This is a genomic window from Pseudomonas sp. BIC9C (genome assembly GCF_034541995.1).
In the GTDB taxonomy this organism is placed as follows: Bacteria; Pseudomonadota; Gammaproteobacteria; order Pseudomonadales; family Pseudomonadaceae; genus Aquipseudomonas; species Aquipseudomonas fluorescens_CC.
In genome coordinates this window covers 2148394-2171735 of the sequence record NZ_JAWDGM010000001.1, presented here as the reverse complement: position 1 = coordinate 2171735, position 23342 = coordinate 2148394, and the positions used below count along the sequence as shown (strand labels likewise).

Genomic DNA, 23342 nt, shown 5'->3' with positions numbered 1-23342 from the left:
TTGCGGCCAAAGGTCAAGCGACGAGGCTTAACTGATCGGCATTAGCCCGAAGGCTCCCTTTTTTTGTCGCTCAAGTCGCGATCAGAACAACACCCGGCTACGGATGGTGCCCTTGACGTGTTGCAGCTTCTCTTGCGCCAGGTCCGAGTACTCGGCGTCGACGTCGATCACCACGTAGCCGACCTTCTCGTTGGTCTGCAGGAACTGACCGGAGATGTTGATGCCGTTTTCGGCGAAGACCTTGTTGATCTCGCTCATCACACCCGGGATGTTTTCGTGGATGTGCAGCAGGCGGTGCTTGCCAGGGTGAGCCGGCAGGGCCACTTCCGGGAAGTTCACGGACGATACCGAAGTACCGTTGTCGCTGTACTTGACCAGTTTTTCCGCCACTTCCAGACCGATGTTGGCCTGGGCTTCAGCGGTAGAGCCACCGATGTGCGGGGTCAGGATCACGTTGTCCAGGCCGCGCAGCGGGCTTTCGAACTCTTCGTCGTTGGAGCGTGGCTCCACCGGGAATACGTCGATGGCCGCGCCGATCAGGTGTTTGTCCTTGATCGCGTCCGCCAGGGCGTCCAGTTCGACCACGGTGCCGCGGGCGGCGTTGATCAGGATGCCGCCTTTCTTGATCGCGCGGATTTCCTTCTCGCCCATCATCCACTGGGTGGCGGCGGTTTCCGGTACGTGCAGCGAAACGATGTCGGACATCGCCAGCAGCTCGTGCAGGTTGCCTACCTGAGTGGCGTTACCCAATGGCAGCTTGGTGATGGTGTCGTAGAAGTACACCTGCATGCCCAGGCCTTCCGCCAGGACCGACAGTTGAGTACCGATCGAGCCGTAGCCGACGATACCCAGCTTCTTGCCACGGATTTCGAAGGAGTTGGCCGCGCTCTTGATCCAGCCGCCACGGTGGCAGGAAGCGTTCTTCTCAGGGATGCCGCGCAACAGCAGGATCGCTTCGGCCAGCACCAGTTCCGCTACGGAGCGGGTGTTGGAGTACGGAGCGTTGAACACCGCGATGCCGCGTTCGCGGGCAGCGTCCAGGTCGACCTGGTTGGTGCCGATGCAGAAACACCCTACAGCCACCAGCTTCTTCGCGTGATCGAAGATCTCTTCGGTCAGTTGAGTGCGCGAGCGAATGCCGATGAAGTGAGCATCAGCGATCTTTTCCTGGAGCTGGGCTTCCGGCAGAGAACCAGTGAGGTACTCGATGCTGGTGTAGCCCGCCGCCTTGAGGACGTCGACAGCCGATTGGTGGACGCCTTCGAGAAGAAGGAACTTGATCTTGCTCTTATCGAGAGAAGTCTTGCTCATCTGCGTAAACCTGTATCCCGGAGAAAAATGGCAGGGAAGGGAGCGGGCGCCCTGTTTCACACCTACTGTCCCTTTTTGACGGCGTCTGTTGCCGTCAAGCTGCGTTGTCGCTCCTCGCCATAGCGGGCTATGACTCGTCGCGGCGCCTTGCTTGACGACAACAGCCACTCGTCAAAAGAGGAACGTAGGTGTGAAACAGGGCACGGGAGCTGACCCGGACGGCAGGAAAGCCGTCGCCGCAGAACAGCCGTTGGGCACTATCCTGCGGGGTCGGTATGCTAGCATATGCGCCCCGCTAAACACTCATTCCTGCGACGTGAAGCGTTCTCAGGATGACCATGAATTGTTCGAGAGTTCTGTCGATGACCAATCCTGCCCTGATTGATGAGCTGAAGACCCTGGTTGAGCCTGGCAAGGTGCTGACCGATGCCGACTCCCTGAATGCTTACGGAAAGGATTGGACCAAGCATTTCGCCCCGGCCCCGACCGCCATCGTGTTCCCCAAGACTACCGAGCAGGTCCAGGCCATTGTCCTGTGGGCCAATAAGCACAAGGTGGCGCTGGTGCCATCCGGCGGTCGTACCGGGTTGTCCGCCGCTGCCGTGGCGGCCAATGGCGAAGTGGTCGTGTCGTTCGACTACATGAACCAGATCCTCGACGTGAACCTCACTGACCGCACCGCCGTGTGTCAGCCGGGCGTGGTCACCGAGCAGCTGCAGAACGCGGCCGAGGAAAAAGGCCTGTACTACCCGGTGGACTTCGCTTCGGCAGGTTCCAGCCAGATTGGCGGCAATATCGGCACCAATGCCGGCGGGATCAAGGTGATTCGTTACGGCATGACCCGTAACTGGGTGGCTGGCATGAAAGTCGTCACCGGCAAGGGCGATGTACTGGAGCTGAACCGCGACCTGATCAAGAACGCCACCGGCTACGACATGCGCCAGCTGTTCATCGGTGCCGAAGGCACCCTCGGGTTCGTGGTCGAAGCGACCATGCGCCTGGACCGCGCGCCGAAAAACCTCACTGCAATGGTCCTTGGTACCGCCGATTTCGACTCGATCATGCCGGTGCTGCACGCCTTCCAGAGCAAGCTCGACCTGACCGCCTTCGAATTCTTCTCCGACAAGGCCCTGGCCAAAGTCATGGCCCGTGGCGATGTGCCGGCGCCGTTCGAATCCGACTGCCCGTTCTATGCGCTGCTGGAATTCGAAGCGACCACCGAAGAAGTGGCCAACCACGCCCTGGAGACCTTCGAGCACTGCGTCGAGCAGGGCTGGGTGCTGGATGGCGTGATGAGCCAGAGCGAAACCCAGTTGCAGAACCTGTGGAAGCTGCGCGAATACATCTCCGAAACCATTTCCCACTGGACGCCGTACAAGAACGACATCTCGGTCACCGTGTCGAAAGTCCCGGCGTTCCTGAAGGAAATCGACGCGATCGTCGGCGAACACTACCCGGACTTCGAAATCGTCTGGTTCGGCCACATCGGCGACGGCAACCTGCACTTGAACATCCTCAAGCCGGATAACCTGAGCAAGGATGAGTTCTTCGCCAAGTGTGCCACCGTCAACAAGTGGGTGTTCGAAACCGTCGAGAAATACAACGGTTCGATCTCCGCCGAGCACGGCGTGGGCATGACCAAGCGTGACTACTTGACCTACAGCCGTTCACCCGTCGAGATCGAGTACATGAAAGCGGTCAAGGCGGTGTTCGACCCGAACGGCATCATGAACCCGGGCAAGATCTTCGCGGTTTGAGCTGCACCCCTTAAGCATCAATGAAGGCAGGAGTCGGTAATGAGCTATCAGCACCAGTATGTCGACGGTACGCGTATTCATTTCCCGTTGGGGAAAGTGGTGTGCATCGGCCGTAACTACGCGGAACACGCCAAGGAACTGGATAACCCGGTGCCGACCGAGCCGCTGCTGTTCATCAAACCGGGCAGTTGCGTGGTGCCGCTGGAAGGCGGTTTCAGTATTCCGACCGAGCGCGGTTCGGTGCATTACGAAGCGGAAATCGCGGTCTTGATCGGCAAACCGTTGTCGACCAAGCCGAGTCGTGAAGAAGTACTCGACGCCATTTCCGGTTTCGCTCCAGCCCTGGACCTGACCCTGCGCGACAAGCAGGCCGAGCTGAAATCCAAGGGTTTGCCTTGGGAAATCGCCAAGTCCTTCGACGGTGCGGCAGTGATTGCTCCGTTCGTGTCCGGCAGCACCTTTGCCGACCTGACCGACATCGGCATCCGCCTGACCATCAATGGCGAAGTGCGCCAGGACGGCAACAGCAGCGCCATGCTCAACCCGATCGTGCCGATGATCCAGCACATGGCCGGCTGCTTCTCGTTGCAGGCCGGGGACGTGATCCTTACCGGCACGCCAGTAGGCGTTGGGCCGCTGAATGTCGGTGATGAGATCGTTCTGGAGTTGCCGGGCGCCAGCCGGTTTACCAGCAGCGTTCGCTAGTTGTAACACCGCTGTACCCTGTGGGAGCGGGCTTGCTCGCGAAAGCGGTGTGTCAGGCAACACCTATGTTGACCGTCACTCCCTCTTCGCGAGCAAGCTCGCTCCCACATTGGTTTTGTGGTGGCCTGTAAAAGACTCACCCTGTCATTTCCCGTTTTTTTCACATCCTGTCTGGATAATTTCAGGGCATTCGGCCTCTGAGCCGGCCGCAAACTGTGCTATTACCCCTAGCCTGAATTTCTGGAACGCATTCCCCAATGGCCACTCCTCCGCTTTCCACGCTTAAACCTGCCCACCGCTCACGCTTCGCCCTGCGTTGGCAAATCTGGCTACTGCTGGTGGCCGTTGTCGCCTACGGCGTTGCATTTGCCATGCACTGGGATGCGCGGGGCGTGCTCTGGGTGAAAGAGCAGTTCAAAAGCCCGGCCGAGCGCCAGGCCAGTATCTGGCTTCCGGACTATCGGGCAGTGATCGACGCCAAGCAGTTGCCGGGGATGGAGAAGGACGAAGCATCGGACCTTGCCTATGACCCCCAGACCAAAACCCTGTTTTCGGTCATGGGCAAGAACCCGTTCCTGGTCGAGTTGAACTTGCAGGGCGATGTGCTGCGCAAAATGCCATTGGTTGGCTGGAGCAACCCCGAGGGTGTCACCGTGCTGGGCGACGGCCGACTGGCCATTGTCGATGAGCGCGACCATCTGATCGCGATCGTCAAGGTTGATGCCGACACCCGCGAACTGAACATCGCCGATTTCCCGAAGTACGACCTCGGCCCTTCCAAAGACCAGAACAAAGCCTTTGAGGGTGTTACCTGGGATCCGCTCAATCAGCAACTGGTGCTTGGCGAAGAGCGTCCGCCGGCATTGTTTACCTGGAAAGGTGACGGCAAGGTCCTTACCGGTGACAAGCTGAAGCTGGCCAGTCATGCACTGGATATGCGCAACCTGTCGGCACTGGCCATCGACCCGCGGACCGGCCACATGCTGGTGCTGTCCGCCGACTCGCACCTGTTGCTGGAGCTGGACAAGAAGGGTGAACAGGTCAGTTTCATGACGCTGTTGCGTGGCTTCAACGGCTTGAAAAATACCATTCCGCGTGCCGAAGGCGTGACTATGGATGAGGCGGGCACGCTGTACATGGTGAGTGAGCCGAACCTGTTTTATCGCTTCGAAAAACAGCACTGACGTTTACGATTTACAGGATTGCCTGTGCTCGGTTGTAGGATCGGGCCCGTGGCCATTAAGCTTCAGTTCAGACAGGCGTGATATTTCATCCGCCTGTCTTTACCCTGAGCCCGCCCGAATGCGTCGATTTGCCCGCCCCAAATCCCTGATTCTGATCCTGTTGGTGGTCTCGCTGATCGCGTTGATAGCGATCGCCCAGTACCAGCGCCTGTTCGAGCGCGCCTGGTTCAATCTGCATACGCTATGGCAGCCGGTGAGTTCCCGGTCCATGGACCTGGACCAATACCAGGTCGTGACTGAAGCGCTGGTGATCGATGGCCTGGCTGACAACGTTTCAGCACTGACCTACGACCCTGTACGCAAAAGCCTGTTCACCGTGACCAACAAGCGAAGCGAGTTGATCGAGTTGTCCCTCGATGGCAGGGTTTTGCGCCGCGTGGCACTGGTCGGTTTCGGCGATCCGGAGGCGGTGGAGTTCATCAGTGCTGACACCTACGTGGTCACCGACGAAAGCCAGCAGCGGCTTATCAGGATTCATCTGGAGCAGGACACGACCTTCGTCGACGCGGCAGACGCCGAACAAATGACCATCGGCATACACATGGGCAGCAACAAGGGCTTCGAGGGGTTGGCTTACGATTCAGCGGGCAAGCGCCTGTTCGTGGCCAAGGAGCGCGATCCGATGCTGATCTACGAGGTGCACGGCTTTCCGCGCTTCAACCCTGAAGAGTCCTACTCGGTGCACGTGATCAACGACCCCAAGCGTGATGCCGGGTTGTTTGTACGGGACCTGTCGAGCCTGCAATACGACGAACGCAGCGGGCATTTGCTGGCGCTGTCGGATGAGTCGCGGTTGATTCTGGAGCTGGATGTGGATGGGCGTCCGCTGAGCACAATGTCATTGAGCAAGGGGAGCCAGGGTCTGCAAAAAAACGTGCCGCAAGGGGAGGGGATCGCCGTTGATGACGACGGTACGTTGTACCTCGTCAGTGAGCCGAACCTGTTTTACGTCTTCAAGAAACCGGCGCAGCCCTAACCAACACCACAAAACACTGTGGGAGCGAGCTTGCTCGCGATAGCGGCGTATCAGTCGACATAGATATCAACTGATCGTCAGCAATCGCGAGCAAGCTCGCTCCCACAGGTTTTTTCATCTGCCCACAAAAATGTGGGCGGTCTTGGTTACTCAGCGCGCAGTGTCTTCACGCCTTCGCTCGTACCCAGCAGCAACAGATCCGCCGGACGCGCCGCGAACAAACCATTGGTGACCACGCCGACGATCGCGTTGATCTGCGTCTCCAGCTCCACCGGATGGGTGATCTGCATGTTGAACACGTCGAGGATGATGTTGCCGTTGTCGGTCAGCACGCCTTCGCGGTAAACCGGGTCGCCACCGAGCTTTACCAGCTCCCGGGCCACGTGGCTGCGGGCCATCGGGATCACTTCCACCGGCAGAGGGAAGGTACCGAGGACCGGCACCAGTTTGCTGGCATCGGCGATGCAGATGAACGTCTTGGCCACGGCCGCGACAATCTTCTCGCGGGTCAGGGCAGCGCCGCCGCCCTTGATCAGGTTCAGGTGCTCGTCGCTTTCATCGGCGCCGTCGACATAGAACTCCAGATCGCTGACGGTGTTCAGTTCGTACACCGGAATCCCGTGGCCCTTGAGGCGCGCGGCGGTGGCTTCGGAGCTGGCGACGGCGCCATCGAATGCGCCCTTGTGTCGGGCCAGGGCATCGATGAAGCAGTTGGCGGTGGAGCCGGTGCCGACCCCGACGATGCTCTTGTCGTCGAGTTTCGGAAGGATGAAGTCGACGGCGGCCTGAGCCACTGCCTGTTTGAGTTGATCCTGGTTCATGCGGGCTCCGAGGTGCCGAAGAGAGAACGAAAGGCCGGCATTATAGGCTTCGGGGCGGGGAAGGTCATTGCCCGATTGGCGGTTCGTGACCGTTCCCTGTAGGAGCGAGCTCGCTCGCGATGGACGTGAACGATAACGCGTAAAACCAGGTACCCCGCGGCGCCTTTGGGTTTCTCGCGAGCAAGCTCGCTCCTACAACAGGTGGTCGTGCGGACAAAAGCCGGGTTAGACTCCGTGGTCCTGCCCAACCCGCTCAGTGATGCTTTCCGATGCTTGAACAGTACGTCAAAAAGATCCTCACCTCGCGCGTTTATGACGTTGCCGTAGAAACCCCGTTGCAGACTGCCCGTCAGCTCTCCGAGCGGCTGGGCAACAGTATTTTGCTCAAGCGCGAAGACTTGCAGCCGGTGTTCTCGTTCAAGATTCGCGGCGCCTACAACAAGTTGACCCAGTTGAGCGACGAAGAGCGCGCTCGCGGCGTGGTCACCGCGTCGGCGGGCAACCATGCCCAAGGCCTGGCCCTGGCGGCGAAGGTGCTGGGTGTGAAGGCGACCATCGTCATGCCCAAGACCACCCCGGAGATCAAGGTCGAAGGCGTGCGTTCCCGCGGCGGTAAAGTGGTGCTGCATGGCGATTCGTTCCCGGAAGCCCTGGCTTACTCGCTGAAACTGGTCGATGAAAAAGGCTACGTCTACATTCACCCCTACGACGATCCCCACACCATTGCCGGGCAGGGCACCGTGGCCATGGAGATTCTGCGCCAGCATCCGGCGCCGCTGGATGCGATTTTCGTCCCGGTCGGCGGCGGCGGCCTGATCGCCGGCATCGCCGCGTACGTGAAGTACCTGCGCCCGGACATCAAGATCATTGGCGTCGAACCGGATGACTCCAATTGCCTGCAAGCCGCCATGGCGGCGGGCGAGCGCGTGGTGTTGCCGACCGTGGGCCTCTTCGCCGACGGTGTTGCGGTGGCCCAGATCGGTCAGCACACCTTTGACATCTGTAAAGATCATGTCGATGAAGTGATCACCGTCAGCACCGACGAAATCTGTGCTGCCATCAAGGATATCTACGACGATACCCGTTCGATCACCGAGCCTGCCGGCGCCTTGGGCGTGGCCGGGATCAAGAAGTATGTCGAGCAGTACGGTGTCAGCGGCCAGACCTTCGTGGCCATCGACTCCGGGGCCAACGTCAACTTCGATCGCCTGCGCCACGTCGCCGAGCGTGCGGAGCTGGGCGAGGGCCGCGAAGCCATCATCGCCGTGACCATTCCCGAGAAACCGGGCAGCTTCAAGGCGTTCTGCGAGGCTATCGGCAAGCGCCAGATCACCGAGTTCAACTACCGCTACAACACCGGCAGCGAAGCGCACATCTTTGTCGGTGTACAGACCCACCCGGAAAACGACCCGCGCAGCGCACTGATCGCCAGCCTGAGCGAGCAAGGTTTTCCGGTGCTGGACCTGACCGACAACGAACTGGCCAAGCTGCACATCCGCCACATGGTGGGCGGGCGTGCAGCGCATGTGGTCGATGAAGTGATTCTGCGTTTCGAATTCCCGGAGCGTCCGGGCGCGCTGTTCAACTTCCTCAACAAGCTCGGCGGGCGCTGGAACATCTCGATGTTCCACTACCGCAACCATGGCGCGGCGGATGGCCGGGTCGTCGCGGGCCTGCAAGTGCCCCACGACGAGCGCCACCTGGTGCCGGCGGCGCTGGAAGAAATCGGCTACCCGTATTGGGACGAAAGCGACAACCCGGCCTATCAGCTGTTTCTTGGCTGAAGGGCTACGCTGATGGGCAGGTCATAAGGAAATCGAACAATGGAAACGTTAACTGCCCTGAAAACGGCGCACATGGTGGCAACGGTTGTACTGCTGGCTTGTGCGCTGGGTCTGGGAGTCTGGGTTTTGCTTGCGCGGCGCAACGGTGATGCGACGGCGGGAAGCCGCACCCTGCAACGGCCACGCGTATTTGTCTGGCTGTTGATGGGGCTGGCGCTGCTGAGCATGCCGTTTAGCGGCTGGTGGATGGTGCATCTGGTGGGCTGGCCGCTGGGTCAGACCTGGTTGCTGGCCTCCAGCGTGCTTTACACCGTGGCGGCGCTGGCGTGGTTCTGGTTGCTGGTGCGGCTGAACAAGTTGCGCAAGGCGCCGGGGAGCGTGGGTAAATTCACCTTTGCCTTGGCGTTGTTCAGCTTTGTCTGCTTTGTCGCCATTGCCGGGTTGATGGGCGCCAAGCCTGTGTAGGAGCAGCCGGTCGACGCTCGATTGCTCGCGATGCTCGCGATGCTCGTTAACGATAACGCGGGGCGCCTGGCTCCCCGCAGCAATCTAGAGTTTTTCGCGAGCAAGCTCGCTCCTACAGTAAGGCGATATCAGCCGCGCAGGCTAATCACCGGCCAGCCACGCTTCTCCGCCTCGGCCCGCAGGTTCGGGTCCGGATCAACCGCCACCGGGTTAGTCACCTGCTCCAGCAACGACAAATCGTTCATCGAGTCGCTATAGAAATAGCTGTCTTCCAGCGTATACCCGGTTTCCTCCAGCCAGCGATTGAGCCTTGTCACCTTGCCTTCGCGGAAGCACGGCACATCGGTGCTGCGTCCGGTGTAGCGGCCATCGACCATTTCGCACTCGGTGGCGATCAGGGTGTCGACGCCCAGGCGCTCGGCAATGGGACCTGTGACGAAGCGGTTGGTCGCCGTGATGATCACCAGTTTGTCGCCGGCATCGCGGTGCTTCTTCAGCAGCTCAAGTCCCTTGGGCAGCACGATCGGTTCGATGCAGTCGCGCATGTAATCGCTGTGCCACTGATCCAGCGTGGCCATTTCGGTGCGACCGAGGACTTCCAGGCAGAAGTTCAGATAAGCAGCGTTATCCAGTTTGCCGGCCAGGTAATCCTGATAGAACGCATCGTTGCGAGCCTTGTAGGCAACGGCGTCGAGAAAGCCGCGCTCGCACAGGTAATCGCCCCAGGCGTGATCGCTGTCACCGCCCAGAAGGGTGTTGTCCAAATCGAATAAAGCCAGGCGCATTGCAGTTACCCGCTGAAAAGTCAGTAAAAAGGCGACAAGAATACGGTCTTTTCACAAGAGTGCACATAAGGTAGGAACCTTCGTTGCCGCCTTCACGACCTTTGTGGAACAATGCGGCGACATGCGTTTGCGAGGTTGTTGCCGTGATCGACCCCGATGGTTTTCGCCCCAATGTCGGGATCATTCTGACGAATGACGCCGGCCAGGTGCTATGGGCTCGCCGAATCAATCAGGATGCCTGGCAGTTTCCGCAGGGGGGAATCAACCCCGAAGAGACGCCGGAAGACGCCTTGTACCGCGAGCTGAACGAAGAAGTAGGCCTGGAGCGCGAAGATGTTGAAATTCTCGCCTGCACCCGGGGCTGGTTGCGCTATCGTTTGCCGCAACGTCTGGTACGTACCCACAGCCAACCGCTGTGCATCGGCCAGAAACAGAAATGGTTTCTCCTGCGCCTGATCTCCAACGAGCAGCGGGTGCGGATGGATTTGACCGGTAAACCGGAGTTCGATGGCTGGCGCTGGGTCAGCTATTGGTATCCGTTGGGCCAGGTGGTGACATTCAAGCGCGAGGTGTATCGACGCGCTCTCAAAGAGCTTGCCCCGCGCCTTTTAGCGCGCGACTGACGACGGAGTTCGACCCCGAGCCATGCTCAATACGCTGCGCAAGATCGTCCAGGAAGTTAACTCCGCCAAGGATCTCAAGGCGGCGTTGGGGATTATTGTGTTGCGCGTCAAAGAGGCCATGGGCAGCCAGGTCTGCTCGGTCTACCTGCTTGACCCCGAGACCAACCGTTTCGTGCTGATGGCCACCGAGGGCTTGAACAAGCGCTCGATCGGCAAGGTCAGCATGGCCCCCAATGAAGGTCTGGTCGGCCTGGTCGGCACGCGTGAAGAACCCCTGAACCTCGAGAACGCCGCGGATCACCCGCGCTACCGCTACTTCGCCGAAACCGGCGAGGAGCGCTACGCCTCGTTCCTCGGGGCGCCGATCATTCACCACCGCCGCGTCGTCGGCGTGTTGGTCATCCAGCAAAAAGAACGCCGCCAGTTCGATGAGGGTGAAGAAGCCTTCCTCGTGACCATGAGCGCGCAGCTCGCCGGGGTTATCGCCCACGCCGAAGCCACCGGTTCGATCCGCGGCCTGGGCCGTCAGGGCAAAGGCATCCAGGAAGCCAAGTTCATCGGCGTGCCGGGTTCGCCGGGTGCGGCGGTCGGCACCGCGGTGGTCATGCTGCCACCGGCGGACCTGGACGTGGTGCCCGACAAGAGCATCTCTGACATCGAAGCCGAGCTGGGGCTGTTCAAGACCGCGATCGAAGGCGTACGCGCCGACATGCGCGCCTTGTCCGCCAAGCTTGCCACGCAGTTGCGCCCGGAAGAGCGGGCCTTGTTCGACGTCTACCTGATGATGCTCGACGATGCCGCGCTGGGCAACGAAGTCACCACGGTGATCAAGACCGGTCAGTGGGCACAGGGCGCGTTGCGCCAGGTGGTCACCGATCACGTCAACCGTTTCGAATTGATGGACGACGCTTACCTGCGCGAGCGTGCCTCGGACGTCAAGGATCTCGGTCGGCGCTTGCTGGCTTATTTGCAGGAAGAGCGCCAGCAAACCCTGGTCTACCCCGACAACACCATTCTGGTCAGCGAGGAACTGACGCCGGCGATGCTCGGCGAGGTTCCGGAAAGCAAGCTGGTGGGCCTGGTTTCGGTACTCGGCTCGGGTAACTCCCACGTCGCGATCCTGGCGCGCGCCATGGGTATTCCGACGGTAATGGGCCTGGTCGATCTGCCGTATTCCAAAGTCGATGGCATCGACATGATCGTCGATGGGCACCGGGGCGAGGTCTATACAAACCCCAGTGACGTGCTGCGCAAGCAGTTCGCCGAAGTGGTCGAGGAAGAGAAACAACTGGCCCTGGGGCTGGATGCGTTGCGCGATCTGCCGTGTATCACGGTCGATGGCTACCGCATGCCGCTGTGGGTCAACACCGGCTTGCTGGCCGACGTGGCGCGGGCGCAGAAGCGTGGTGCCGAGGGCGTCGGGCTATACCGCACCGAAGTGCCGTTCATGATCAACCAGCGCTTCCCGAGCGAAAAGGAACAACTGGCGATCTACCGCGAGCAACTCGCCGCGTTCCACCCGCAACCGGTGACCATGCGCACCCTGGACATCGGCGGCGACAAGTCGCTGTCGTACTTCCCGATCAAGGAAGACAACCCGTTCCTCGGCTGGCGCGGCATTCGCGTCACCCTCGACCACCCGGAAATTTTCCTGGTGCAGACCCGGGCCATGCTCAAGGCCAGTGAAGGCCTGAACAACCTGCGGATTTTGCTGCCGATGATCTCCGGCACCCATGAGCTGGAAGAAGCCCTGCACCTGATCCACCGGGCCTGGGGCGAAGTGCGCGACGAAGGCTGCGACGTACCGATGCCGCCGGTTGGCGTGATGATCGAGATTCCGGCGGCGGTGTATCAGACCAAGGAACTGGCGCGGCAAGTGGACTTCCTTTCGGTCGGTTCCAACGACCTGACCCAGTACCTGTTGGCAGTGGATCGCAACAACCCGCGGGTGGCCGATCTTTACGACTACCTGCACCCGGCGGTGCTGCAAGCCTTGCAAACCGTCGTGCGCGACGCCCATGCCGAAGGCAAGCCGGTGAGCATCTGCGGCGAAATGGCCGGTGACCCGGCGGCGGCCGTACTGTTGATGGCAATGGGTTTCGACAGCCTGTCGATGAACGCCACCAACTTGCCGAAAGTGAAGTGGATGCTGCGTCAGATCAATCTGAGCAAGGCCAAGGAGTTGCTGGCGGAACTGATGACCATCGACAACCCGCAAGTGATTCACAGCTCGTTGCAGCTGGCGCTGAAGAACCTCGGGCTGGCGCGGATGATCAATCCGGCTTCGGTCAAGCCCCTCTAAATCTGCGGTGTGCCCATCGCGGGCAAGCCCGCTCCCACAGGGTTTTGTGGTGTTCACAAAACTATGAATCTACACAATCTACTGTGGGAGCGGGCTTGCCCGCGATGGCGTCCGTCAAGATGCTACAAATCTAAAGCCTGATCTCCACTTCCCCCAGGTGCCCCCCATACGGCCCGAAACTGCGCTCGACCATATGCCGCGCCCCATCCGCCTGCACAATCAACACCGTACTCGCCCGCGTTCCATAACTCTGACTGGCAATGAACACGCTCGACAGCAACGTCTCGGTGGCCAGCCCCACTCCGGTATCCGGCAGCTCGGCAAACGGTGCGGTCTGCGCATCGCTCAATAATGCCAACAGCGCCTGAGGCTGCGGATCATCCAGCACCTCGCGCAATGCAGCCTTGGCCTTGAGCAACTTCGGCCAGGGCGTATCCAGCCCGGCATTGGATAACCCGTAGATCCCCGGCGCCAGCATCACCGCGTTCGATTCCCGGGCGTTGAAGTGCCAGAGCTCGTGGGTGTTGCCAATCAGTAGGTTAAAACCACCATATTCCGTCGATCGGTCGACAACGTCGGCTAAATAGTGGTCAATTGGCATTTCCCCGGTGAGAAATCGCGCCACCAGTTCTCCACGAGACTTGCGCCCTGGTGGTCGATGGGGATCGCGGATGTTGGTCAGCGCCGCAAAACGTCCGTTGGCGCCGACACCGAGCCAGGTGCCACCGGCCTCGAGGTCGCGTCCCGCATGTACGTGCGGCGCTTCAGGCCATGGCGCCAGAGGCAGGCTGGGGCGGGCGTAGAATTCATCGCGATTGGCCGCCACGACCAGCGGCTGGGCATGACCCGGGCGCCAGGCAAAAACAATCAGGCACATAAGGGAGTCCTTGTGTGTTTTTTGCCCACTCTACGCAGACATCGCTCATCGATCCATCGCCTTGCACAGTGGAGCTTGAGGCCATGCATCCGTTACCATGCCGCTCCGGTTTTGGGGATGCGGGCGGGACAACCATGGAATTTCTGCTCTATCTGGCGCTCGGTGCCTGTGCAGGTGTACTCGCCGGGCTGTTTGGCGTGGGTGGCGGGATCATCATCGTCCCGGTGCTGGTGTTCAGCTTCAAGGCCCAAGGGTTCGATCCGTCGATCCTCACGCACCTGGCAGTGGGTACCTCCCTGGCGACGATCATCTTCACCTCGGTCAATGCGGTACGTGAGCATCACCGCCGTCGCGCCGTGCTTTGGCCGATCTTCATGTGGATGACCGTCGGCATTTTGCTCGGTGCCGGGTTAGGCGCCCTGACGGCGGAAGCGATTTCCGGCCCCAACCTGCAGAAACTCATTGGTGTATTCGCCCTGGTGATTGCTGCTCAGCTGGCGCTGGACGTCAAGCCCAAGGCCAGCCGAACCGTGCCGGGAAAACTCGGTCTGACCCTGGCCGGCAGCGTGATTGGCTGGGCTTCGGCGATTTTCGGCATTGGCGGCGGTTCGTTGACCGTGCCATTCCTGACCTGGCGCAGTGTGCCGATGCAGCAAGCCGTGGCCACCTCATCGGCCTGCGGTCTGCCGATCGCCCTGGCCAGTGCATTAAGTTTCATGATTCTGGGCTGGCACGATCCGTTGCTCCCGGCCCATAGTCTCGGTTTCATTTATTTGCCGGCGTTGCTGGGCATTGCCCTGACCAGCATGGTGTTCGCCCGATTGGGCGCGCGACTGGCCCACAGGTTGTCGCCGAAGTTGCTGAAAAGGCTGTTTGCCGCTTTGCTGTTCTGCGTCGGCCTGAACTTTCTAGTCTGAAGCATCTGCTCTGACGCACAGCGCAATCCTGGCTTAATCCTGAGGTGGCAGCGTCGCCCGGGAATTTTTAAGATTTGAACTCTAACGAGGAGTCGCAATGCTGCCTTACCCGCAGATCGACCCGGTGGCCCTGGCCATCGGTCCGCTGAAAATCCACTGGTACGGTCTGATGTACCTGATCGGCATCGGCGGCGCCTGGCTGCTGGCGTCCCGCCGCTTGAACCGCTTCGACCCGACCTGGACCAAGGAGAAACTCTCCGACATGGTGTTCTGGATGTCGATGGGGGTGATCGTCGGCGGGCGACTGGGTTATGTGCTGTTCTACGATCTGCATGCCTACCTCGCCAATCCGACACTGATTTTCGAAGTGTGGAAGGGCGGCATGTCGTTCCACGGTGGTTTCATCGGTGTGATGCTGGCGGCGTTGTGGTTCGGCAAGAAGAACAACAAGTCGTTCTTCCAGCTGATGGATTTCGTCGCGCCGATGGTGCCGATTGGCCTGGGTGCCGGGCGTATCGGCAACTTCATCAATGCCGAGTTGTGGGGCAAGCCGACCGACGTGCCTTGGGCGATGATCTTCCCGCCGTTCAGCGACCCGGCGCAGCTGCCGCGTCACCCCTCGCAGCTGTACCAGTTCGCCCTCGAAGGCGTGGCGCTGTTCCTGATCCTCTGGCTGTTCTCGCGCAAACCACGGCCGACCATGGCGGTCTCCGGGATGTTCGCGCTGTTCTATGGCATCTTCCGTTTCATCGTCGAGTTCGTCCGCGTACCGGACGCGCAACTGGGCTATCTGGCCTGGAACTGGCTGACCATGGGCCAGGTGCTGTGCGTGCCGATGATCGTCGGTGGTCTGTTGCTGATCTGGCTGGCGTATCACCGCGCCCCGGCATCTCCAGCGGCAGCCGTATAAATTCGAATCCCGTAGCGATGGCTGCGGGTTCAAGGAAACAGGTAACTCATGAAGCAATATCTCGAACTGGTCGCCCACGTCATCAAGAACGGCACCAAGCAGGCCAACCGTACCGGCGTGAACACCATCAGTTTCCCTGGCGCTATGCTGCGTTATGACCTGCAGGAAGGTTTCCCGGCGATCACCACGCGCAAAATGGCATTCAAATCGGCCATCGGCGAAATGTGCGGTTTTCTGCGGGGCGTGAATAACGCCGCCGAATTCCGCGCCCTGGGGTGCAAGGTCTGGGACCAGAACGCCAACGAAAACGCCCAGTGGCTGGCCAACCCGTTCCGTCAGGGCGAAGACGACCTCGGCGAAATCTACGGTGTGCAATGGCGCAAATGGCCGGCGTACAAGCAGATCCCGGTCAGCAACCAGGCCGCCATCGAGCAGACCCTGAAGCAAGGCTACCGTCAGATCGCCGAAGGTGAGGAAGACGGCCAGGCCTACGTGGTGCTGTACAAGGCCATCGATCAGGTCCGTCAGTGCGTCGATACCATCATCAAGGATCCGGGCAGCCGTCGCATCCTGTTCCACGGCTGGAACTGCGCCCAGCTTGATGAAATGGCCCTGCCGCCGTGCCACCTGCTGTACCAGTTCCACCCGAATGTCGAGACCAGGGAGATTTCCTTGACGCTCTACATCCGCTCCAACGACCTGGGCCTTGGCACGCCGTTCAACCTCACCGAAGGTGCAGCGCTGCTGAGCCTGATCGGTCGTCTGACGGGCTACACGCCGCGCTGGTTCACCTATTTCATCGGTGATGCCCACGTCTACGAAAACCACCTGGACATGCTCAACGAACAGCTCAAGCGCGAGCCGTTCCCGATGCCGAAACTGGTGATTTCCGACCGTGTGCCGGAGTTTGCCAAGACGGGTGTGTATCAGCCGGAATGGCTGGAGCTGGTGGAGCCGAGTGATTTTTCGCTGGAAGGCTACGAACACCACGCGCCGATGACTGCGCCGATGGCAGTCTAACGCTTCACACCATCCCCCCCTGTAGGAGCGAGCTTGCTCGCGATGAACTCAAGGACGACGCGTTTTATCAGACAAAACGCGTCATCGTTCACGACCATCGCGAGCAAGCTTGCTCCTACAGGGGGGAGGTGGTGATCTCAATGGCCGTGACTGCGGCCTATATGAGAATGCTCCACCTCCGTCGCCACAACCCCGCCGCTTACTTCCAGCCGCTGCAAAATCCCACATTGATCGACACCCGGCCGCTCGCCGCAGCGTTGGCGCAGGTCGAACAGTTGTGTCTGCAAGGCCAGCAAGCCGTCAATCCGCGCCTTGACGTGATGGATGTGCTCGTCGATCAGCGCGTTGACGCTTTCGCACTGATCCTGCGGACTGTCGCGAAACGCCAGCAGGCTGCGGATTTCTTCGAGCGTCATGTCGAGGGTGCGACAGTTGCGGATGAACGTCAGGCGCTCGGCGTGGGCCTGGGTGTAGACGCGATAATTGCCGTCACTGCGGGCCGGTTCCGGCAGAAGGTTCTCGCGCTCGTAGTAGCGGATCGTTTCCACGGCGCAGTCCGTGAGTTTCGCCAATTCTCCAATTTTCATGACGCCAATCTCCAAAACTCCAGAAAGGGTGCTTGACCCTATAGTGGCTACAGGGTCTTTACTTGGCAACAGGCACTCTTATGGACGCAACCAATGAGCGATTCCCTGCATTCCCACAAACCCGGGGCTGAGCACGAGCACAGCCACAAGCTCAAACCCGTGCCAAAACATGACCATGGCGGTCACGGCGACTCTTGCTGCTCATCTAAAGCGGCAGCGCCTGCGCTGGTAAAACTGAGCGAATCGCCGACGCCCGGGGCCCGATTGAGCAGTTTTCGCATCGAGGCCATGGACTGTCCAACCGAACAGACGCTGATCCAGAACAAGCTAAGCAAACTGACCGGGGTGCAGCAGCTGGAGTTCAATCTGATTAATCGGGTGCTCGGCGTGACCCACGATTTGCCCGATATCGAGCCTATCGTCGAGGCCATCAAGTCCTTGGGCATGCAGGCCGAGCCGATGGATCAGGGTGCTGAAACCCCGGGGCCTGCGCCCCGGAAAAAGCCGTGGTGGCCCCTGGCGCTGTCCGGTGTTGGTGCGTTGCTGGCAGAAGTTATCCACTTCACCGGTTCCGCACCGAACTGGGTGGTGGCGGTTATCGCACTGGTCTCGATCCTCAGTGGCGGCCTCGGTACCTACAAAAAAGGCTGGATCGCCCTTAAGAACCGCAACCTGAACATCAATGCGCTGATGAGCATTGCCGTGACCGGCGCGGTGCTGATCGGCCAGTGGCCGGAAGCGGCCATGGTGATGTTCCTGTTCACCGTGGCCGAATTGATCGAAGCCAGATCCCTCGATCGCGCGCGCAATGCCATCGGCGGCCTGATGCAGATGACCCCGGACACTGCAACGGTGTTGCAGGCTGACGGGACCTGGCTTGAGCAGGATGTCAAAACCATTGGGCTCGGTACGCGTGTACGGGTGCGTCCCGGTGAGCGTATCGGCATGGACGGTGAAGTGCTGTCCGGTCGCTCGACCATCGATCAGGCGCCAATCACCGGTGAAAGCCTGCCGGTGGAGAAAACCGTCGGCGACAAAGTATTCGCCGGCACCATCAACCAGGCCGGTTCCCTGGAGTACGCGGTGACCGCCGCGGCGGATAACTCGACCCTGGCCCGCATCATTCACGCCGTCGAGCAGGCTCAGGGTGCGCGGGCGCCGACCCAGCGCTTCGTCGACAGCTTCTCGAAAATCTACACCCCGGCGGTGTTCGTCCTGGCCCTGGCGGTGGCGGTGATCCCGCCAATATTCATGGGCGCGTTGTGGTTCGACTGGATTTATCGGGCGCTGGTGCTGCTGGTGGTGGCCTGCCCGTGTGCGCTGGTGATTTCCACGCCGGTGACCATCGTCAGTGGCCTCGCGGCGGCAGCGCGCAAAGGCATTCTGGTCAAGGGCGGCGTCTATCTGGAGGGCGGTTACAAGCTCGACTACCTGGCTCTGGACAAGACCGGCACCATCACCCACGGCAAACCGGTGCAGACCGATTATCTGTCGCTGGACCCGACCGTCGATGAATCGGCTCCAGCCATTGCCGCCGCACTGGCCGGGCGTTCGGATCACCCGGTTTCCCTGGCCATCGCCACAGCGGTTGTGGATAAAAAAACTGCGGCGCTGATTGTGGATAACTTCGAAGCCTTGGGCGGGCGTGGCGTGCGCGGCGAGATCAACGGCCAGCTCTACCATTTGGGCAACCATCGTCTGGTGGAGGATCTGGGCTTGTGTTCGCCGGTGCTGGAAGAAAAGCTGTTTGCCCTTGAAAAGCAGGGCAAGTCGGTGGTGCTGCTGCTTGATTCGTCTGGTCCGCTGGCGTTGTTCGCTGTCGCCGATACGGTAAAGGCGAGCAGCCGCGAAGCTATCCGGCAACTGCATGACCTGGGCATCAAGACCCTGATGCTCACCGGCGATAACGTCCACACCGCGCAGGCTATCGCTGCACAAGTCGGCATCGACGGGGCCAGGGGCGACCTGTTGCCGGGTGACAAATTGCAGGCCATCGAGGCCCTTTATGCCCAAGGGCATCGGGTCGGCATGGTGGGGGACGGCATCAACGACGCCCCGGCACTGGCGCGTTCGGAGATCGGTTTCGCCATGGCCGCCGCCGGCACCGATACTGCGATCGAAACCGCCGATGTTGCCCTGATGGACGACGATCTACGCAAGATTCCGGCATTCATTCGCCTGTCACGGCAGACCTCGAGCATTCTCAAGCAGAACATCGCCCTGGCTTTGGTCATCAAGGCTGTCTTTCTTGGGGTAACCTTCGCCGGGGTCGCTACCATGTGGATGGCAGTGTTCGCCGATATGGGCGTGAGTTTGCTGGTGGTGTTCAACGGATTGCGCCTGCTGCGCAAGTAAAGGATGAGGGACGGTTGTGCTGAGTGCCGAGCTGAAGGCGTTTTACATGGTGGCCCGCCTGGGCAGCATTACCCAGGCTGCAAAAAAGCTTGGCCTGAGCCAGCCGACGGTGACGACGCAGATCCGCAACCTCGAAAGTCAGTACTCGGTCGAGTTGTTCTACCGTGGCGGCCGGCGTCTGAGCGTCAGCGAGGAGGGCGCGCGGCTGCTGCCGATGGTCAAGGTGTTGATGCAGCAGGAAGCCGACATCGAGTTTTTCCTGCGTAACTGCGGCCAGGTCCAGGGCACATTGCGTATTGCCGCCACGGCGCCGTATTACATCCTCGACCTGGTGAAAACCTTCCGCGAGCGACTGCCGCAGGTTGAGGTTTCGGTGGAAATCGGCAACTCCCAGCAAGTGCTCGAAGCGCTGGAGGAGTACCGGGTCGATGTCGCGGCGTCATCGCAATTGCTCGATGACGCGCGGCTGATTCGCCGGGTGCTCGGCAGCGATCCGCTGGTGCTGGCGGTGCATCGCAATCATCCGCTGGCGGTTCACGATCATGTGCCGCTCAGTGCGCTGGCCGGGCATACCCTGCTGATGCGCGAACCGGGCTCGACCACCCGTCGCCTGACCGAAGAATTGCTGGCCAGTGCCGGGGTGTGTTTCGGCCCGCTGCTGGAAATCGGCAGCCGCGAATCGATCCGCGAAGCGGTGTTGCGCAACATAGGTATCAGCATCATTGCCCGCCAGGAAGTGCCCCATGATCCGCAGTTGCGGGTGCTGACCATCGAGAATGCGCCGCAAATCCCGGAATACCTGTATTGCCTCAAGGAGCGTAAGAACGCGCGGCTGCCGGCGGCGTTTCTGGGGTTGGCGCAGGAAATGGCCCCGGCTTGAGGTCTGCGGTGATGCTGCCGGCCCCTTCGCGGGCAAGCCCGCTCCCACAGATATTGCGCTGTCCTTGTGGGAGCGGGCTTGCCCGCGATGGCATCAGTTCAGGCAACACAAGATTTAAACCAAAATCCTCGAATACCACTATCGGCAGTTTTTGCCTTACTGCCACATGACGGACTCATTACAACCCTAGGATGGCCCCATCTGCTCGATGAGGTCCGTCCATGAACAACCCGATCACAACTGCCCTGACCAACCCCGGCGCGCCGATGAAGGTGCGCGGCGTACAGAAACGTTTTGGTGCCTTCACGGCGCTGGATAACGTTTCCCTCGACGTGGCGGCCGGTGAGCTGGTGTGTCTGCTGGGCCCGTCGGGCTGCGGCAAGACCACCTTGCTGCGCTGTATCGCCGGTCTGGAAAAGCAGGACAGTGGCGAGTTGTACTTGGGCGACCGCGACGTTTCCCACCTGCCACCCCAGGCGCGGGACTACGGCATTCTGTTCCAGTCCTATGCGTTGTTCCCCAATCTGACCGTCGAAGCGAACATTGCCTACGGCCTCGCCGGCAATGGCCGCGACCAGATTCGCCAACGCGTCGGTCAGATGCTGGAACTGGTCGGCCTGGGCGGCAGCGAGAAAAAGTATCCCGGTCAATTGTCCGGCGGCCAGCAGCAGCGGGTTGCACTGGCTCGCGCTCTGGCCCCGGCGCCTTCGCTGTTGCTGCTCGACGAGCCGATGTCGGCCCTCGATGCCCGGGTACGCGAGCACCTGTGCACCGAACTGCGCCAGCTGCAACGCAACCTCGGCATCACCACGCTGATGGTTACCCACAATCAGGACGAGGCCATGCTGATGGCCGACCGCATTGCCGTGATGAACAACGGCAAGGTCGAGCAGTACGCTACGCCGCAGGAGATCTACAACCGCCCGGCCACGCCCTTCGTGGCGGAGTTCGTCGGCCAGGGTAACTGGTTGCCGTTCCAGCGCAGCAGCGACAGCCACGCCCAGGTCGGCGGAATGAGCATGCGTCTGGCCGATGGCGGCGCCAGGACCGCGTCGGGCCGTTTGTTCTGCCGCCCGGAAGCGATCAGCATCAACCCGCTGGTGCACGAGGAAAACCTGTTCCCGGCCAAGGTTCGCGAAATCACCTTCCTCGGCAACCGCTGCCGCATGAGCTTCGAACTCGATCAGTTGCCGGGCCATGCACTGTTGGCGGAACTGGCGCCGGAAGCCATGCCGCGTCTTGGCGCTCAGCAGATCATGGTCGCCTTGCCGCCGCGCAGCCTGCAGGTATTTGCCTGATGAGCGCGAACATCGCGCTGCCGCTGCCGCAAAGGCAGGTTCGGCAGACCTCCCGCGCCGAGATCGGTGACCGGTTGTTCGTGGTCGGTGGCAAAGTCCTCCTGCTGGTGTTGCTCGGCGTTGCCGTGTTGATGCCGTTGCTGGCGATCTTCTGGCGTGGTTTCAGCGCCGAAGCCGGGCAGGGCGGTGGTTGGGTCGCAGCAAAAGAGCTGGTGACCAGCGAGAACTTCCACTGGTTGCTGGGTAACAGCCTCAAGGTTTCTCTCAGCGTCGCGGCCATTGTCGTGCCGCTGGCCTACCTGTTTGCCTACGCCCTGCAACGCACGTTGATTCCGGCCAAAGGCATCTGGCGCGGCATCTCGCTGCTGCCATTGATGGCGCCGTCGATGCTGCCCGGTATTGCGCTGGTTTACCTGTTCGGCAACCAGGGCATGTTGCGTGGTCTGCTTTCGGACAACATCTACGGCTTCTGGGGCATTGTGCTTGGTGAGGTGATCTACACCTTCCCGCACGCCTTGATGATTCTGCTGTCAGCCTTGTCCCTGGCGGATGCGCGACTGTTCGATGCCGCTTCAAGCATGGGCGCCAGCCCCGCCAAAGCCTTCCGCAGCATCACCTGGCCGGCGACCCGTCAGGCCGTGTTCGCTGCGTTCTGCCTGGTGTTCACCCTGACCATCACCGATTTCGGTGTGCCCGTGGTGGTCGGTGGTGACTATCAGGTGCTGGCGCTGGAGGCCTACAAGGCTGTGGTAGGTCAGCAGCAGTTCGGCCGCGGGGCCTTGATTGGCATGGTGTTGCTGCTGCCGGCGCTGTTCAGCTTCGGGGTCGATGCCTGGTTGCGTCGGCGTCACGGCGACTCCATGAGCGGCCGCGCCCAAGTGTTCAAACCCGCGCCATCGAAACTGCGCGATGGTTGCTACCTGGCCATCGTGCTGCTGATCAGCGCGGCTTTGCTGCTGGTGTTCGGCATGGCAGTGTTCTCGTCTTTGGTGAAGTTCTGGCCGTACAACCTGTCGCTGTCGCTCAACCACTATCAGTTCAACGAAACCGCCGGCGGTGGCTGGCTGGCCTACGGCAACAGCCTGAAGATGGCTTTGGGCACCGCGCTGATCGGCTCCATGCTGATCTTTACCGGCGCCTACCTGATGGAAAAAACCAAGGGGCAGCGCGGCCTGAACCTGACCTTGCGCATGCTCAGTTTCGTACCGATGGCGGTGCCAGGCCTGGTGCTGGGGTTGGGTTACGTCTTCTTTTTCAACCTCACCGGCAACCCGCTGCACGTGCTCTACGGCAGCATGACGCTGCTGATCGTCTGCACCATTGCGCACTATTTGACCACCGCGCAAATGACCGCCACCACTGCACTGCGTCAACTCGATGCCGAGTTCGAAGCCGCCGCGCTGTCGCTCAAGGCGCCGCTGTACCGCCATTACCTGCGCGTCACCGTGCCGATCTGCCTGCCGGCGTTGCTGGACATCGTGCGCTACCTGTTCGTCTCGGCCATGACCACCGTCTCGGCGGCGATCTTCCTCTACAGCCCCGACACCATCCTTGCGGCGGTGGCGGTGCTGAACATGGACGACGCCGGCAACGTCGGCGGCGCGGCAGCGATGTCGACCCTGATTCTGTTCACCTCGGCGGGCGTTTCCCTGCTGCTGGCCTGGGCTTCGCGCGGCTTGCTGCGCCGCTCCCAGGCCTGGCGGCAGACCGCGCCCGGCCATTGAT

The 23342-nt window shown here is 60.8% G+C and carries 20 protein-coding genes; 15 read left to right on the top strand and 5 right to left on the bottom strand.

The window, feature by feature from the left end:
* Nucleotides 1-81 precede the first annotated feature (81 nt).
* Nucleotides 82-1311, bottom strand: coding sequence for a phosphoglycerate dehydrogenase (gene serA / locus RS887_RS10120; RefSeq protein ID WP_322615220.1), 1230 nt, complete (start codon nt 1309-1311; stop codon nt 82-84).
* Nucleotides 1312-1673: 362 nt separating this feature from the next.
* Between serA and RS887_RS10115 the strand changes: the two genes are divergently transcribed.
* The 4 genes from RS887_RS10115 (at nt 1674) to RS887_RS10100 (ending at nt 5993) form a co-directional block, all read left to right on the top strand.
* Nucleotides 1674-3068, top strand: a complete 1395-nt coding sequence (locus RS887_RS10115) for an FAD-binding oxidoreductase (protein ID WP_057398791.1) — start codon at nt 1674-1676, stop codon at nt 3066-3068.
* 39 nt (nt 3069-3107) lie between these two features.
* On the top strand, nt 3108-3773 hold the full coding sequence (locus RS887_RS10110; RefSeq protein ID WP_007995532.1) for a fumarylacetoacetate hydrolase family protein: 666 nt from the start codon (nt 3108-3110) through the stop codon (nt 3771-3773).
* Nucleotides 3774-4030: 257 nt separating this feature from the next.
* Nucleotides 4031-4957: an SdiA-regulated domain-containing protein gene (locus RS887_RS10105; protein ID WP_322615219.1), complete on the top strand. Its 927-nt coding sequence runs from the start codon at nt 4031-4033 to the stop codon at nt 4955-4957.
* Nucleotides 4958-5075: 118 nt separating this feature from the next.
* Complete coding sequence (locus tag RS887_RS10100) at nt 5076-5993, top strand: SdiA-regulated domain-containing protein (RefSeq protein WP_322615218.1); 918 nt, start codon at nt 5076-5078, stop codon at nt 5991-5993.
* A gap of 146 nt (nt 5994-6139) precedes the next feature.
* Here RS887_RS10100 and rpiA read toward each other — a convergent pair whose 3' ends face one another.
* A complete protein-coding gene (gene rpiA / locus RS887_RS10095; RefSeq protein WP_111285313.1) occupies nt 6140-6814 on the bottom strand; it encodes a ribose-5-phosphate isomerase RpiA in 675 nt (224 codons plus the stop codon).
* 269 nt (nt 6815-7083) lie between these two features.
* On the opposite strand from rpiA, the gene ilvA reads away from it, so the two are divergent.
* Complete coding sequence (ilvA, locus tag RS887_RS10090; protein WP_322615217.1) at nt 7084-8598, top strand: threonine ammonia-lyase, biosynthetic; 1515 nt, start codon at nt 7084-7086, stop codon at nt 8596-8598.
* Nucleotides 8599-8637: 39 nt separating this feature from the next.
* Entirely contained in the window at nt 8638-9063 is a 426-nt protein-coding gene (locus RS887_RS10085) for a DUF2269 domain-containing protein (RefSeq protein WP_322615216.1), read from the top strand.
* 128 nt (nt 9064-9191) lie between these two features.
* On the opposite strand, the gene RS887_RS10075 is transcribed toward RS887_RS10085, so the two are convergent.
* Nucleotides 9192-9848 (bottom strand): HAD family hydrolase, encoded by a 657-nt coding sequence (locus RS887_RS10075; RefSeq protein WP_111285319.1) that lies wholly within the window; start codon nt 9846-9848, stop codon nt 9192-9194.
* Nucleotides 9849-9991: 143 nt separating this feature from the next.
* Here RS887_RS10075 and RS887_RS10070 point away from each other — a divergent pair, with 143 nt between their 5' ends.
* Both RS887_RS10070 and ptsP read left to right on the top strand, forming a co-directional pair.
* Nucleotides 9992-10471, top strand: a complete 480-nt coding sequence (locus RS887_RS10070) for an RNA pyrophosphohydrolase (RefSeq protein ID WP_003229203.1) — start codon at nt 9992-9994, stop codon at nt 10469-10471.
* Nucleotides 10472-10493: 22 nt separating this feature from the next.
* Nucleotides 10494-12773, top strand: coding sequence for a phosphoenolpyruvate--protein phosphotransferase (gene ptsP, locus RS887_RS10065; protein WP_111285321.1), 2280 nt, complete (start codon nt 10494-10496; stop codon nt 12771-12773).
* 130 nt (nt 12774-12903) lie between these two features.
* Here ptsP and RS887_RS10060 read toward each other — a convergent pair whose 3' ends face one another.
* A complete protein-coding gene (locus RS887_RS10060; protein ID WP_322615215.1) occupies nt 12904-13650 on the bottom strand; it encodes an NRDE family protein in 747 nt (248 codons plus the stop codon).
* Between the two features lie 134 nt (nt 13651-13784).
* Here RS887_RS10060 and RS887_RS10055 point away from each other — a divergent pair, with 134 nt between their 5' ends.
* The 3 genes from RS887_RS10055 to RS887_RS10045 all read left to right on the top strand — a co-directional run bounded on the left by RS887_RS10055 (nt 13785) and on the right by RS887_RS10045 (nt 16497).
* Complete coding sequence (locus RS887_RS10055; protein WP_043302498.1) at nt 13785-14567, top strand: sulfite exporter TauE/SafE family protein; 783 nt, start codon at nt 13785-13787, stop codon at nt 14565-14567.
* Between the two features lie 97 nt (nt 14568-14664).
* Nucleotides 14665-15477, top strand: a complete 813-nt coding sequence (gene lgt / locus RS887_RS10050) for a prolipoprotein diacylglyceryl transferase (RefSeq protein ID WP_085716334.1) — start codon at nt 14665-14667, stop codon at nt 15475-15477.
* Between the two features lie 48 nt (nt 15478-15525).
* A complete protein-coding gene (locus tag RS887_RS10045; protein WP_322615214.1) occupies nt 15526-16497 on the top strand; it encodes a thymidylate synthase in 972 nt (323 codons plus the stop codon).
* Between the two features lie 137 nt (nt 16498-16634).
* Here RS887_RS10045 and cadR read toward each other — a convergent pair whose 3' ends face one another.
* A complete protein-coding gene (gene cadR, locus RS887_RS10040) occupies nt 16635-17084 on the bottom strand; it encodes a Cd(II)/Pb(II)-responsive transcriptional regulator (protein ID WP_322615213.1) in 450 nt (149 codons plus the stop codon).
* 93 nt (nt 17085-17177) lie between these two features.
* Here cadR and RS887_RS10035 point away from each other — a divergent pair, with 93 nt between their 5' ends.
* The 4 genes from RS887_RS10035 (at nt 17178) to RS887_RS10020 (ending at nt 23341) form a co-directional block, all read left to right on the top strand.
* Entirely contained in the window at nt 17178-19439 is a 2262-nt protein-coding gene (locus RS887_RS10035) for a heavy metal translocating P-type ATPase (RefSeq protein ID WP_322615212.1), read from the top strand.
* A 16-nt stretch (nt 19440-19455) separates the two neighbouring features.
* Nucleotides 19456-20319: a LysR family transcriptional regulator gene (locus tag RS887_RS10030; protein WP_322615211.1), complete on the top strand. Its 864-nt coding sequence runs from the start codon at nt 19456-19458 to the stop codon at nt 20317-20319.
* Between the two features lie 221 nt (nt 20320-20540).
* On the top strand, nt 20541-21617 hold the full coding sequence (locus RS887_RS10025; RefSeq protein ID WP_322615210.1) for a putative 2-aminoethylphosphonate ABC transporter ATP-binding protein: 1077 nt from the start codon (nt 20541-20543) through the stop codon (nt 21615-21617).
* Entirely contained in the window at nt 21617-23341 is a 1725-nt protein-coding gene (locus RS887_RS10020; protein ID WP_322615209.1) for a putative 2-aminoethylphosphonate ABC transporter permease subunit, read from the top strand. The genes RS887_RS10025 and RS887_RS10020 overlap by 1 nt, the downstream gene beginning before the upstream one ends.
* Nucleotide 23342 lies beyond the last annotated feature (1 nt).

Coding starts and splice junctions, on each gene's coding strand:
- RS887_RS10110 (WP_007995532.1), top strand. CDS start 3,108: ATGAGCTATCAGCACCAGTATGTCGACGGTACGCGTATTCATTTCCCG.
- RS887_RS10115 (WP_057398791.1), top strand. CDS start 1,674: ATGACCAATCCTGCCCTGATTGATGAGCTGAAGACCCTGGTTGAGCCT.
- RS887_RS10105 (WP_322615219.1), top strand. CDS start 4,031: ATGGCCACTCCTCCGCTTTCCACGCTTAAACCTGCCCACCGCTCACGC.
- RS887_RS10085 (WP_322615216.1), top strand. CDS start 8,638: ATGGAAACGTTAACTGCCCTGAAAACGGCGCACATGGTGGCAACGGTT.
- ptsP (WP_111285321.1), top strand. CDS start 10,494: ATGCTCAATACGCTGCGCAAGATCGTCCAGGAAGTTAACTCCGCCAAG.
- RS887_RS10060 (WP_322615215.1), bottom strand. CDS start 13,650: ATGTGCCTGATTGTTTTTGCCTGGCGCCCGGGTCATGCCCAGCCGCTG.
- RS887_RS10055 (WP_043302498.1), top strand. CDS start 13,785: ATGGAATTTCTGCTCTATCTGGCGCTCGGTGCCTGTGCAGGTGTACTC.
- RS887_RS10020 (WP_322615209.1), top strand. CDS start 21,617: ATGAGCGCGAACATCGCGCTGCCGCTGCCGCAAAGGCAGGTTCGGCAG.
- ilvA (WP_322615217.1), top strand. CDS start 7,084: ATGCTTGAACAGTACGTCAAAAAGATCCTCACCTCGCGCGTTTATGAC.
- cadR (WP_322615213.1), bottom strand. CDS start 17,084: ATGAAAATTGGAGAATTGGCGAAACTCACGGACTGCGCCGTGGAAACG.
- rpiA (WP_111285313.1), bottom strand. CDS start 6,814: ATGAACCAGGATCAACTCAAACAGGCAGTGGCTCAGGCCGCCGTCGAC.
- RS887_RS10075 (WP_111285319.1), bottom strand. CDS start 9,848: ATGCGCCTGGCTTTATTCGATTTGGACAACACCCTTCTGGGCGGTGAC.
- RS887_RS10100 (WP_322615218.1), top strand. CDS start 5,076: ATGCGTCGATTTGCCCGCCCCAAATCCCTGATTCTGATCCTGTTGGTG.
- RS887_RS10045 (WP_322615214.1), top strand. CDS start 15,526: ATGAAGCAATATCTCGAACTGGTCGCCCACGTCATCAAGAACGGCACC.
- lgt (WP_085716334.1), top strand. CDS start 14,665: ATGCTGCCTTACCCGCAGATCGACCCGGTGGCCCTGGCCATCGGTCCG.
- serA (WP_322615220.1), bottom strand. CDS start 1,311: ATGAGCAAGACTTCTCTCGATAAGAGCAAGATCAAGTTCCTTCTTCTC.
- RS887_RS10025 (WP_322615210.1), top strand. CDS start 20,541: ATGAACAACCCGATCACAACTGCCCTGACCAACCCCGGCGCGCCGATG.
- RS887_RS10035 (WP_322615212.1), top strand. CDS start 17,178: ATGAGCGATTCCCTGCATTCCCACAAACCCGGGGCTGAGCACGAGCAC.